Consider the following 12,393-nt stretch of genomic DNA (forward strand, 5'->3'; position numbering starts at 1 on the left):
GATGGCCCCCCTGCGACAGTGGGCTGTCACCATCTCGCTTTCTGCAATGATGTGCTTTGTCACTTCAGCGCACGCAATAGCGGTTAAACCCGACGTGGGCGGCAAGCCAATTCAGGCTTATTTGCCAAACGACGTTACCTTTGACCCAGCCATCCCAACACCTGAATCAGTATTGGGAGCTAACGTGGGAGAGTGGCACGTACGACACGATCAGCTTGTAAGCTACATGCGAATTCTTGCCGACCGTTCAGATCGCATTACGATTGAAGAAACGGGCAGAACGCACGAAAATCGCCCATTGCTGCTGTTGAAAATAACGACGCCAGAAAACCACAGCAAGCTTGAAGATATTCGCAAAGCCCATATGGATGCCATTACAACCGGCGAGCAGGTATCAAAAACCACCCCGCTTATTTTCTACATGGGGTATTCGATACACGGGAACGAACCTTCAGGCGCTAATGCATCACTGGCAATAGCCTATTATTTGGCTGCTGCAAAAGGTGAACTTGTCGATACGTTGCTTAAAGAGAATATTGTGCTTCTTGATCCGTCTTTCAACCCCGACGGCTTATCAAGGTTTGCGCAATGGGCCAATATGCATAAAGGTAAGCAGCTCGTTTCTGACGGTAATACTCGCGAGCATGATGAAGGCTGGCCTTCAGGCAGAACCAATCACTACTGGTTTGATTTAAACCGAGATTGGCTGTTGCTGACTCACCCCGAGTCTCGTGCACGTATTAAACAGTTTCAGAAGTGGCGCCCTCATATTCTTACCGACTTTCACGAAATGGGTACAGACAGTACGTATTTTTTTCAGCCAGGCGTTCGTTCGCGTAAAAACCCCATTACGCCAGATGAAAACGTGACGCTAACAGAGGCCTTAGCAAAGTTTCACGCCAAGGCATTTGATGAAAGCGGAACGCTTTATTTTTCAGAAGAAGCGTTTGATGATTTTTACGTAGGGAAAGGCTCGACTTACCCTGATGTGCACGGCAGCATTGGTATTTTATTTGAGCAAGCAAGTTCACGTGGACACCTACAATCGTCTATTAATGGCGATCTCGCGTTTTCCGATACTATTGCCAATCAGATCACGACATCATTAAGTACCTTCAGAGGGGCACTAGCGAATAAGCCCGCAATTTTGGACTATCAGTCTGCGTTTGTTAACGACACCAAAGAACTCGCAAAAAATGATGATGTAGCGGGATATGTACTTGCAATGCCGAAAGACAATGGGCGAGTAGAGGCGTTACTAGCATTACTTGCTCAGCACAAAATTAAATACGATGTCCTCAACCAGGACACGAAAATAGAAGGTGTGGCGTTTAATGCCAAACACGCTATTTATATCCCCGTAGCGCAGCCACAATATCGTCTTGTGAAGTCACTTTTCTCCACTCAAACGTCGTTTGAAAATAATACGTTCTATGATGTTTCCACATGGAATCTGGCTTTAGCGTTTAACCTTGACTATCAAACTGTTGATAAGCGTAATGCAAGAAGCATCAAAACGGCGGTAAATGCATCACTTGAAAAAGTGGCAGTTGCTGATGCATTGCCAACGGCTGCTTACGCATACGCGTTCTCATGGAACGACTATTATGCGCCTGCATTACTGCAAGCACTGCTTGAAAATGGTGTTTCGGTAAGAAGCAGTGAAGAAGGGTTCTCCGCCGTGCTGACCAACGGCAATGTGGAGCATTTCGATGCGGGCAGCATTATCATTCCCACGGGTTTAGCTCAACCTAGCGAGTTGGTCACCTTATTAAGTGATTATGCTTCTTCGCTGGCAATTGACGTGAAAAGCATTAAAACGGGCCTAACCCCTGCAGGCAACGACGTCGGCAGTCGTAGTATGGCTCCGGTGTTACCGCCTAAGGTATTAATTGTCGGCGGCGAAGGCACTAGCGAGTATGAAGTCGGCGAAATTTGGCATTATTTCGACACCCGTGTTGGGCTGCCGGTAAGTATTGTTGAGCAGCAAAAATTACAGCGTGCCATATCACCTGAGTACACGCATATTATCTTTGTAAGCGGCAGATACATGTTGTCAGACGATACAAAGTCACAGCTTAGTGCATGGGTCAAAGCCGGTGGAACGCTTATTGGACAAAAATCTGCATTGCGATACTTCGCCAAAAATGATTGGTTAGACGTAGATATTTTAGAGCGTCATGCGATAGATGATGCATTTGACGAGCGTAATTTAACGTATGGTGATAGAAGTGCACTGTATGCGAAAAAGTTAGTGGCCGGTTCGGTATATGAAGCCAATATTGATACGTCTCACCCGTTATTTTATGGGTACGAAGGCGATACGCTGCCCATGTTCAAAACCAGCAACATGGTTGTGAAGAGTAATAACTCACCTTTTACAACGCCCTCTACTTACACGAGCGCGCCGTTGATGGCAGGGTTCAGCCATCAAGCAATGGTTGATCTTATTGCCGATACCGCCTCGGTCGTTACGACGAAGCAGGGTAATGGTGTAGTCATTGGCTTTACTGATGACACGCAATTTAGAGGTTATTGGTACGGTACAAATAAAATGCTAAGTAATGCTATTTATCAGTCACATTTTATTCGTTAAATAGGCTACTTTTGGGCGGTGGTGTAAAGGTCATCGCCCAGACTTCCACCACAATACTGGGATAACGCGCCTTCAGTAGCGCTGCCAAAACATCTACGGTAACGCCGGTTGTGACAACATCGTCTATTATTGCCACGCTTATTTTCTCACCCCACCGTGCGATGTAACGGTCTAAGCAGTGCTTGGAAAGCGCAAATACCGCTTTAGCATTACTCACCCTCTCTGTTTTTGATAAGTGATGTTGCGTGGTACTTCCTTTGCGCACTGCCCAGCGATTATCACAACAAATGTGCCAGGCGTTACCAATTGCTTTCGCAAGAACTGCAGCCTGATTATAATGGCGAGACGCGATTCTTGTACTCGTAATAGGTACAGGTATTAGCAACGTGGGAGGGGCGGCTTTGTGGTGTTGTTTCTTGTTGACGAACCATGTGCTTAGCACCTTTCCTGCGGTCAGCGAATGTTGAAATTTAAATTGATGGACGAGGCGAGATAGGGGCCAAGTATGTGAGCCTAAAACGGTAAGTGCATCGATATGGGCATGACGGACGTGGCGGCCCACGGGCGCAAAGGCTAATAAGTTTTGATTGTGCACATGATTGTCGAAAAAAAAGATGTCATGTTCACACCACTGACATACTGGGCTCGGACTTGCCTGATAACATAATAAACATGAAAGGTTCATACGTTCGGTTCTCGCTTTTGCAAGCGCGTGTTGCTATCGCACTTAACATGCCAGTGATTAATAGGATGATTCAGTGACAGATTTACATACAAAGTTACCTCTCGTCACCCGTACAGTAGGTACAGGAAACGATCTGGTTTTACTTCATGGATGGGGAATGAACAGCGGCGCATTTACCTCTTTTCTTCCCTTTTTAAGCAAGCATTGTCGAATTACTTCAATTGATTTACCGGGATACGGCGAAAACGCGGAGCATTTACCGCACCCTTATGATGTGGATGCCCTCGCGAAGGCGATTTTTCCGCACCTACCGGCACATGCTGTGGTGGCAGGGTGGTCGTTAGGCGGGCTGGTGGCCCAAAAGTTAGCGTTACTCTACCCACAGGCAGTAAGAGGCATAATTACCATTGCTTCTACGCCAAGATTTGTCTCAGGCCAAAACTGGCAAGGTATTTCGCCAGATTTATTAAGCACGTTCGAGTCTCAACTTGAACATAATTATGAGAAAACACTGGAACGCTTTTTGGCTATTCAAGCGATGGGAAGTGAGACCGCTAGACAAGATATCAAAGCGATAAAACAGCACCTTATTGAGTATCCTTCACCTTGTGTAGATGCGTTGAAGAAAGGGTTGAGAATATTGTCGACAGAAGATATGCGCAGTGACATTGGCCGAATAAGTTGTCCTACGCTTCGATTGTATGGCCGCTTAGACAGTTTAGTGCCCACGAGTGGCATTGATAGAATCTGTGAATTGCAGCCAAATGCGGATACGGTGGTTCTGCCTCATGCGTCTCACGCGCCATTTATTTCGCATCCACAGCAAACCTCTGACATTGTACTGAGGTTTTTGGCTAACCTCGCGTAATCATTTGTGTCATGAGATTAGGCGGGCGCTTTGGTAAAAAAATAACTGATTTTTATACAATAAGTTAGCCAAATAGCAGGGATTTATCCTTTTCATTGCAGTTAAATTGGTTAATAATTGCACATGAGAGTGTAGGGGGAGTGAATGTCTATGATTGGTGGCATAAATGGCAGCGGTCTAACGTCGGCTATTACAGCAGGGCAAAATGGTTTGCGACAAGCCAGCGATGGTGTGACGCAAGCAGCGAAAAATATTGCACAACAGAATACCAATACCCCACAATTGCCCGCTACTACTGACAATGTTGCTTCCGACTTACTATCGTTAAACGTCAATGCATTGAGTGCTCAAGCATCTGCAAAAGTTATCGATGTAGCTAATGATACGCTCGGAACCATTATTGATACTATCGCTTAGCGATTAAGAGGATTTCAGTGAACATAGTGACGCCAATACTTAATGCTATTGCGTACCCTACTGCTAACGTGAATACGGAAGCGGCAAGGCGCGATAATGTGTTGCGTGAAACTATTCCTGCCTCAACTGATGCCGAAAAAGGGGCGTCACAAAAGGGGTTGGGCTCTGAGTCTGATAAAGCCCGTACACCAGGCCAACCGCCAGCACCTGTCACCTACGAACGTCCGCAAATTCAAACCGATTTACAGAATGCGTTTCAAAGCGTATTTGGTGACCAAAAGGATAATGCGCAAGATGAAAGCGCAGGTAAGCAAGACGCACAAGATAAGCAGCAAGCGCAACAAGAACAACAAGAAATTGAGCAATTAAAGGCACGGGACCAAGAAGTCCGCACGCACGAACAGGCACACGCGACGACAGGTGGGCAGTATGCAGGCTCACCAAGTTACGAATATACAACGGGGCCAGATAACAAACGCTACGTTACCGATGGTGAAGTATCGATAGATATTTCGCCTGAACAAAGTGCAGAGCAAACACTTAGAAAAATGCAACAAGTGCGAGCTGCAGCATTGGCACCAGCGCAACCCTCTTCACAAGACTTAAAAGTTGCTGCCGAAGCCGCACAAAAAGCGTTTGAAGCACGTAGTGAATTAGCGCAAGAAAAAAATGAACAGCTTTCTGGCGTTGATAAAGCGCCATCAGCGTCTGAAATTATCCCGCCAAGTATTGATGAAATAACGGATAACGGTGGGGTTGATGTACCTACTCGCTCACTTGATGACGCCATATTATCAGCGCAAGAGACAACCCGTGAACGGTCTACCGACACTGCATCAGGCCCCGGCGCTCGCTCACTTGATTTTGGCAATACTGATGATAGCGGTATGCAAGGGCGTGTGGGTCGTATTCAGCGTTTCTATTCGCAAGCCTATACCCCAGCTGCTGAAGGGTTCTCGGCAACGGTATAGCAAAAGAGTACTCCTTCAACCCATAAAAAAACGCCAGCAAGCTGGCGTTTTTTTATTTTGCATATGAGGTTATTTTTCTTTTGCCTTGGCGAAAGCGTCGGCAAAGGCGTTACCCATTAAACTATTTTGCGGTTTATCTTGGCGTGGACTGCCACCGCGAGGGTTGTGCTTCGGTTTATTGGTGGCTTTACCCGCTTTTGTCGGCTTTGCGCCTTGGTGGTTCGAGTTTGCCTTATCGGGCGTATCGTCAAGACGCATCGTAAACGAGATACGCTTGCGCGCGACATCTACATCAAGCACTTTAACCTTAACGATGTCGCCTGCTTTAACGACTTCACGCGGGTCTGAGATGAATTTATTGGTTAGTGCAGAAATATGCACTAATCCGTCTTGGTGCACGCCTACGTCAACAAATGCGCCAAAATTAGCTACGTTACTAACTACACCTTCCAATATCATACCAGGCTTAAGGTCGTTGATAGTTTCAACGCCTTCCTTAAATGACGCAGTTTTAAACTCTGGACGGGGATCGCGCCCCGGCTTATCTAACTCTTTAAAAATATCTATAACCGTAGGTAAGCCAAACGCGTCATTGGTAAAGTCATCAGGAGATAAGCTTTTGAGCAACTCAGTGTTGCCGATGATATCGTTAACCGCCACTGCCGTAGTGTCGATAATACGGTCAACTACGGGGTATGCTTCAGGGTGAACTGCCGAGGCGTCGAGAGGGTTGCTACCGTTAACAATGCGTAAAAAACCAGCAGATTGCTCGAAGGCTTTAGGGCCTAGACGGTCGACACTCAATAACGCTTTTCTGTCGGTAAACGCACCCTCTTTGTCTCTACGTTTTACAATGTTGTGGGCGAGCGTTTTGTTTAAGCCTGAAACATAGCTCAATAGCGCTGGTGATGCCGTGTTCAAATCTACACCCACAGCGTTTACACAATCTTCAATGACTCTGTCTAGCGACTTACCAAGCTGGCTTTGGCTCACATCATGTTGATACTGACCTACACCAATGGCTTTTGGCTCAATTTTTACCAGTTCTGCAAGGGGGTCTTGTAGCCGTCGAGCAATTGATACCGCGCCACGAATAGATACATCTAATTCGGGTAATTCTTTTGAGGCAAGTTCGGATGCTGAGTACACTGACGCGCCTGCTTCACTCACCATAATTTTTTGTGCATTGAGGTCGCTGTTATTTTTCAGCATCTCGGCAACCAGCTTATCGGTCTCTCTTGAACCGGTACCATTACCGATGCTGATTAAGTCTACCTTGTACTGCTTACACAACGTGGTAAGCGTACGCATCGACTTGTCCCACTGATTTTGAGGCACATGAGGGAAAATCGTGTTTGTCGCAACGACTTTACCTGTCTTGTCGACGACGGCGACTTTTACACCGGTACGAAGGCCAGGATCAAGCCCCATAGTAGTTTTTGCGCCTGCGGGAGCTGCCATTAATAAATCGTTTAAATTCTTGGCAAAGACTTCAATAGCTTCTTCTTCTGCACGTTCTCGTAGTGCACTGAAAAGCTCGGTTTCCATGTGCAAGCCAATTTTAATCTTCCACGTCCATTGAACGACCTGGGCGAGAAAGTCATCTGCAGCGCGGTTCTTGTGCGAAATGTTGTAATGGCTCGCGATAATATGCTCACAATGAGACGACGTTCCGTCTTCTTGCTGTGGGTCTGCATCAAGTTGAATGTGAAGCATGCCCTCATTTCGACCGCGAAACATGGCTAGCGCACGGTGTGAAGGCACATTTTTATAGCGCTCACTGTGCTCGAAATAATCTTTGTACTTTTGTGCTTCTTTTTCTTTGCCTGGCGCGACTTTGCTTTTTACGTGCGCGTTCTCTACTAAATAATGACGAATCTTCGCCAACAAAGCTGCATCTTCAGCAAACCGTTCCATTAGAATAAAGCGTGCACCTTCAAGCGCAGCTTTGGCATCGGCTACGCCCTTTTCGGCATTAATAAATTTACTTACTTCGTTGTCTACATCGCAGTCTGGATTTTCAAATAGCGTGTTTGCCAACGGTTCAAGCCCGGCTTCAAGTGCAATTTGACCTTTGGTGCGCCTCCGTGGCTTAAACGGTAGGTATAAATCTTCTAACGATGTTTTATTATCGGCATCTAGAATGCTGGCTTTTAATGTATCGGAGAGCTTACCTTGTTCATCAATAGATTTAAGAATTACGCTACGTCTATCTTCAAGCTCTCTTAGGTAATTCAGGCGCTGCTCAAGGTTGCGCAGTTGAGTATCGTCTAGGCCCTGGGTGACCTCTTTACGGTAACGTGCAATAAAAGGCACGGTTGCACCTTCATCTAATAGTGTTACCGCAGCATTCACTTGCGCAGTATTAACGGCAAGTTCTTTAGCAATTTTTTCAATGATCATAGTTCGCTCTAGGCAATAGCAATAGCGAAGCAACCACAATACGTGGGCATCGCTGGGTTTAATTTTTGCAGCAAGTATAGCACCGCATAGGTTTACGCGTAATTAACCGCGTTTAGCGAGCCAATGCGTTGGCATGCTATAGTTTGTCGGTGGGGTCGTACCAAATTTTATTGATCCACCACTCTTTTTCACCCGCTTCTGTTTTTACTACAAATTCGTCATCTTCTTCTTTTCCAATCAACGCTCTCGCCATAGGAGAGTCCACGGAGATATAGTCTCTTCGACCAAAAATCTCATCATAGCCCACAAGCCTAAGCGCCATTACGTTACCGGCTTCATTTTCAATTTCTACCCATGCGCCAAAGAACACTTTACCTTCTTGTTCATCGCTATAGTCAACGACCTTGAGGTTTTCGAGGCACTTTCTTAAGTAACGGACCCGCCGGTCGATTTCTCGTAGTTTCTTCTTGTTGTATTGGTAGTCAGCGTTTTCACTTCGGTCACCGAGGCTTGCTGCCCACGTCACCTTTCTCGTGATTTCCGGGCGTTCCTCACGCCACAGCACGTCAAGCTCTTGCTTGAGCTTCAAATATCCCTTTCTTGTGATGAGCGGTGTTTTCACAATGGCTAGCTATGATTGTCTGGAATTACCCTACTGTATGTGGGTGAAGGCAAAGAACGCAATCTTTTGACAAGCTAAAAGGGCTAAAAAGTGGCTGTTTGATTGAAAAATAGACATAACGTCCCTTCGGGCTGTTGCGTTTCGTATTATAAGACTTATCGGAGAGGCATAAATCGCTGATTATTGGCCTTTAAATATTTCGTTCTAACTATGGTTTTTTTAGGTGAATTTGGTTTAACGAAAATGGCAATATGGACGGCAAAAGGCGATGAATCATCTATACTAAGAATGTTGATTCGAGATACCACATTTAACGAATAACCCACTTTATTATTTGGGTACGTGTGTGACAAATTGTGTCATGTGCATGTTGGGATTAGGTAGGCACGGACTATGCTGAATCAAAAATAAAAAGCCGACATTAACGTCGGCTTTTTTCATATAAGGAGGTTTGCTTAAACTATTACTCGTCTGCTGTCTTTGGCTCTGGTTGTACAACTTCCAATAATTCAACATCAAAGATGAGTGTTGAGTTTGGTGTAATTGAACCGGTAGCACGCTCACCGTAAGCAAGTTCTGAAGGAATGTGGAAACGGTATTTCGCGCCTTCTTTCATTAACTGCACGCCTTCAGTCCAACCCGGAATAACACGGTTTAGAGGGAATTCTGCAGGCTCGCCACGTTTGTAAGATGAATCAAACTCTGTGCCGTCAAGTAATGTGCCTTGATAATGCACTTTTACTACATCTTCAGCGCGTGGACTTGCGCCCTCACCTTCTTCTAGCACTTCGTATTGTAGGCCAGACTCAGTGGTCATTACGCCATCACGCTTAGCATTTTCTTCAAGGTATGCTGCGCCGGCTTCAATATTTTTTTGCGCCGCCATTTCAGCCATTTCTTGTTGCTTAGCGCGAAGCATCTCTTCGCCTTGTTGAGCAATTTGCTGAATTTCTTGAGGGGTGAATTTCAACGTGTCGTTTAACCCGTCGTTAAAGCCTTGCTTAAGGGCTTCTTGGTCCATCGCAAGGCCAAGTTGTTCTTGTTGTTCTGCACGACTGTTTACGAACAAGCCCATGCTGGCACCCATTGCGTAGGCTTGCTTTTGCGTATCTGTCATCTCTTGTGCAGCAACACTAGCGGTTTGTGCACTATCAGCGCTTGTAGTTGTAGCCTCATCTGATGTGTTTGGCTGGCAGGCAAAAAGGCCTAGCGCAGCAAGCGTTGATAAGGCAACGAGCGACTTCTGCATAAAAACGTCTCCATTAATTTTTATCATCATGCTTCTGTATTTTTACTGCTGCATCTAGGGCAGTGTGCACGATAGTGAAAGATGCGTTATCCATGCTATGGTAAACCTAGCACTAACAAAGCGAAACCCATTTGATTATGTTTAATCCGCAATTTTTTCAAAACACATTACTGATCACGGTACTCACAGGCGTTTTGTCAGCCTGTACTATCCCAGAAACGACGCCAATTAAACAGTGGCGACATGTCGATGAAGGGACATATGCCGCAGATATTACGACCGATGGCACATTAGCAGTGGTGTCGGGGGTAAATAGTGGCGTAAATGTATGGGAAATCGGTAAAGAGACGCCAAGATACCAGTGGGGGCATCAAGGTGAGGGTAGTAACCTTGTCGCGTCGGTACATATTTCCGCAGATAAAACGTATGTAGTAACAGCTGATAGAGAAGCATTTGCTTTGTGGAATCTAGAGACGGGTGAGCCCGAGGGATTTTGGCGTATTGACGAAGCCAGCATTCGTGATGTGGCAGTGGCCAATAACGGCAAGGGCGTATTAGTCGCAAGGGCGAACGGTAAGGTGATGTACTTTGAACCGAAAACACAACGGCGTATCGAATTTTTAGGGCATCAAGAAAAAGTAAATTCCATTGATATTTCCCCTAATGGTAAGTTTGCACTGACGGGGGGGAATGATTATATCGCGTATCTATGGAGCACAGATACGGGGCAAATTATTCATACTTTCACGCACCCTACACGTGTTACTAAAGTGGCACTTGACGACGAGGGACGATTCGCTTTTACGGCAGATAGTCAAAGCAAATCGCAAATCTGGGACGTACAAACTGGGCAGCCAATCAGTTCGCTGAAATTTATTGCACGTCAGAAAATTTTTACTGATGCTGAATTTTCAAAAGATGGTAAGTATTTACTTACTGGTTCACCCTCTAGAAAGGTTTACCTTTGGGATGTGCGTAGTGGTGAAGAACTCGAGTCTTGGGAGGTCGCGTCAAGGGCATCTATTTCGCCGCCCACTGCAGTTGTTTATGGCGTTGCCTTTATGGCAGATGGTAATATAGTCACAGAAAGCAGCAGCGGCTTGGCCGAATTATGGCACCGCGATAAATAACACGGCAAATGTACCGTAAACTGAGTACCCTATGACTGAAAAAACATCGCAGCACGCCTTAAAAGACGCGCTCGACTTAGCACATAATTATATTGAAGAGCTTCAAACTAAAGTGGCGTTTCAAGAACACACTATTGATGTACTCAACGAAGCATTATCATCTCAACAAAAGCAGTTAGACGACATTGCGTTCAAAGTTCGCCATGTTGTAGAGCGTGTGCAATCAATAGAGCCGTCTAATATTGCAAAACAATCAGAAGAAGCGCCGCCCCCACACTATTAACGGGCTTGATTTGCAAGGGCTATCGCGCATTGGGTTTATCGACATTTAATCGTTCTAATTCGATACTCTCTTCAACATCGCCTTTGAATGCTTTAACAAAAGCGTTTTCTAAAATTGCGGTAAACGCCTCCCATGCTTCAGTATTTAAGCTAGAAATGCGCCCTTCTATTGGTATTCGTGTCGCAATTTGATCTTCGCTTTGGTTTTCAAAAAGCTCAGCCACGACGGCAGATAGCGCTTCTACACTGCCTTCTATAAGGCCATCACCGTCACGTTCGATATCACCTTTCCAAGAGAACACTTCAACGTTATGCAGGATAGGTTTTATATAGCCTTTAATCTCACCCTCGTTCGACGCAATCTCGGCGGCGAGTGTCAACGTACCAGCTTCTAAATCAAATGGAGCATAGGTGTCGAGGGTGTTTTTGAAGTTAACCAATGCTACGTTGTCGGCACGTATATCAATGTCGAATGTAGGTGAGGTTGTCGCTGGGTTCAATTTTGCATCTAGTGTAATGGTACCTTGTTCAGCGGTTTGCCCTGTTGCAGTTGCGGTGGCAACACGGGTATCCGAGCGTGCGGTGCTGTTCACCAAGTTTTTAAGTTCTAACTGAATATCGTTAAGAGATATATCGATAACTGGCGACGTGTCAGGATTGTAGAATGCAATTTTTCCGTTATTAATGTCCAGTTTATCTATACGAAGAGGAAAGAGTTGATCGGCAATAGAGAGCCAGTTTTCGTTTTTACCAGACTGGCTTTTTTCATCCGTTGAACCATCAACAAAATTTATCTCTGGAGAGTTAACCACAATGCGACCAACCGCAGCGCCTTCTAAAAGCTGAGACCAAGACAGCGTAAACTCAACGTAATCCGCTTTAAATAGGGGCCTGTCGACTTCACCGTTAGATTTGTATAACAATACATCTTCAAGGCTATAGGCACCTCGCCACAGCATAAGGTCTACATCACCTACTTGGCCATTATACTGACCGGGCTTACTCAATGTATCGTTTATATACCACGCCGCTGCATAGGGCATGGCGAGCCGAGCGGCGACCAACACAATTAACAACCCTAATAAAACATAGTAAATACGTTGCTGAACCGTTTTCATAAATCACTCCTTTAGGTAGTGACCTACAAAAAGCGTGCCTGCTGCGTAAATT

Annotated in this window: 11 protein-coding genes; 6 read left to right on the forward strand and 5 right to left on the reverse strand. The window is 45.6% G+C overall.

The window, feature by feature from the left end; genetic code table 11:
* The first annotated feature begins 46 nt into the window (after positions 1-46).
* Complete coding sequence (locus AC27EZ_RS09275; RefSeq protein WP_487135277.1) at positions 47-2,596, forward strand: M14 family zinc carboxypeptidase; 2,550 nt, start codon at positions 47-49, stop codon at positions 2,594-2,596.
* Here AC27EZ_RS09275 and AC27EZ_RS09280 read toward each other — a convergent pair.
* A complete protein-coding gene (locus tag AC27EZ_RS09280) occupies positions 2,586-3,191 on the reverse strand; it encodes a ComF family protein (RefSeq protein ID WP_487135054.1) in 606 nt (201 codons plus the stop codon). The two genes, AC27EZ_RS09275 and AC27EZ_RS09280, sit on opposite strands and share 11 nt — an antisense overlap.
* A 163-nt stretch (positions 3,192-3,354) precedes the next feature.
* On the opposite strand from AC27EZ_RS09280, the gene bioH reads away from it, so the two are divergent.
* The 3 genes from bioH to AC27EZ_RS09295 all read left to right on the forward strand — a co-directional run bounded on the left by bioH (position 3,355) and on the right by AC27EZ_RS09295 (position 5,537).
* Complete coding sequence (bioH, locus tag AC27EZ_RS09285) at positions 3,355-4,149, forward strand: pimeloyl-ACP methyl ester esterase BioH (protein WP_487135055.1); 795 nt, start codon at positions 3,355-3,357, stop codon at positions 4,147-4,149.
* 144 nt (positions 4,150-4,293) lie between these two features.
* The gene (locus AC27EZ_RS09290; RefSeq protein ID WP_487135056.1) at positions 4,294-4,566 is read left to right on the forward strand and encodes a hypothetical protein; all 273 of its coding nucleotides are present in this window, start codon (positions 4,294-4,296) and stop codon (positions 4,564-4,566) included.
* A gap of 17 nt (positions 4,567-4,583) precedes the next feature.
* Positions 4,584-5,537 (forward strand): putative metalloprotease CJM1_0395 family protein, encoded by a 954-nt coding sequence (locus tag AC27EZ_RS09295; protein WP_487135057.1) that lies wholly within the window; start codon positions 4,584-4,586, stop codon positions 5,535-5,537.
* Positions 5,538-5,606: 69 nt separating this feature from the next.
* Here AC27EZ_RS09295 and AC27EZ_RS09300 read toward each other — a convergent pair whose 3' ends face one another.
* The 3 genes from AC27EZ_RS09300 to fkpA all read right to left on the reverse strand — a co-directional run bounded on the left by AC27EZ_RS09300 (position 5,607) and on the right by fkpA (position 9,811).
* Positions 5,607-7,940 (reverse strand): Tex family protein, encoded by a 2,334-nt coding sequence (locus AC27EZ_RS09300; protein ID WP_487135058.1) that lies wholly within the window; start codon positions 7,938-7,940, stop codon positions 5,607-5,609.
* Positions 7,941-8,076: 136 nt separating this feature from the next.
* A complete protein-coding gene (gene greB, locus AC27EZ_RS09305) occupies positions 8,077-8,562 on the reverse strand; it encodes a transcription elongation factor GreB (protein WP_487135059.1) in 486 nt (161 codons plus the stop codon).
* Positions 8,563-9,025: 463 nt separating this feature from the next.
* Positions 9,026-9,811: an FKBP-type peptidyl-prolyl cis-trans isomerase gene (fkpA, locus tag AC27EZ_RS09310; RefSeq protein ID WP_487135060.1), complete on the reverse strand. Its 786-nt coding sequence runs from the start codon at positions 9,809-9,811 to the stop codon at positions 9,026-9,028.
* A 137-nt stretch (positions 9,812-9,948) separates the two neighbouring features.
* On the opposite strand from fkpA, the gene AC27EZ_RS09315 reads away from it, so the two are divergent.
* Together AC27EZ_RS09315 and AC27EZ_RS09320 are read left to right on the forward strand one after the other, a co-directional pair.
* The gene (locus tag AC27EZ_RS09315) at positions 9,949-10,941 is read left to right on the forward strand and encodes a WD40 repeat domain-containing protein (protein ID WP_487135061.1); all 993 of its coding nucleotides are present in this window, start codon (positions 9,949-9,951) and stop codon (positions 10,939-10,941) included.
* A gap of 31 nt (positions 10,942-10,972) precedes the next feature.
* The gene (locus AC27EZ_RS09320; RefSeq protein ID WP_487135062.1) at positions 10,973-11,224 is read left to right on the forward strand and encodes a SlyX family protein; all 252 of its coding nucleotides are present in this window, start codon (positions 10,973-10,975) and stop codon (positions 11,222-11,224) included.
* Between the two features lie 19 nt (positions 11,225-11,243).
* Here the strand turns inward: AC27EZ_RS09320 and AC27EZ_RS09325 are convergent, their stop codons facing one another.
* Complete coding sequence (locus AC27EZ_RS09325) at positions 11,244-12,341, reverse strand: DUF748 domain-containing protein (RefSeq protein ID WP_487135063.1); 1,098 nt, start codon at positions 12,339-12,341, stop codon at positions 11,244-11,246.
* Positions 12,342-12,393 lie beyond the last annotated feature (52 nt).

The sequence above is a fragment of the Alteromonas sp. 4NH20-0056 genome (assembly GCF_057539655.1).

Coding starts and splice junctions, on each gene's coding strand:
- AC27EZ_RS09315 (WP_487135061.1), top strand. CDS start 9,949: ATGTTTAATCCGCAATTTTTTCAAAACACATTACTGATCACGGTACTC.
- AC27EZ_RS09275 (WP_487135277.1), top strand. CDS start 47: ATGATGTGCTTTGTCACTTCAGCGCACGCAATAGCGGTTAAACCCGAC.
- AC27EZ_RS09290 (WP_487135056.1), top strand. CDS start 4,294: ATGTCTATGATTGGTGGCATAAATGGCAGCGGTCTAACGTCGGCTATT.
- AC27EZ_RS09300 (WP_487135058.1), bottom strand. CDS start 7,940: ATGATCATTGAAAAAATTGCTAAAGAACTTGCCGTTAATACTGCGCAA.
- AC27EZ_RS09320 (WP_487135062.1), top strand. CDS start 10,973: ATGACTGAAAAAACATCGCAGCACGCCTTAAAAGACGCGCTCGACTTA.
- fkpA (WP_487135060.1), bottom strand. CDS start 9,811: ATGCAGAAGTCGCTCGTTGCCTTATCAACGCTTGCTGCGCTAGGCCTT.
- AC27EZ_RS09325 (WP_487135063.1), bottom strand. CDS start 12,341: ATGAAAACGGTTCAGCAACGTATTTACTATGTTTTATTAGGGTTGTTA.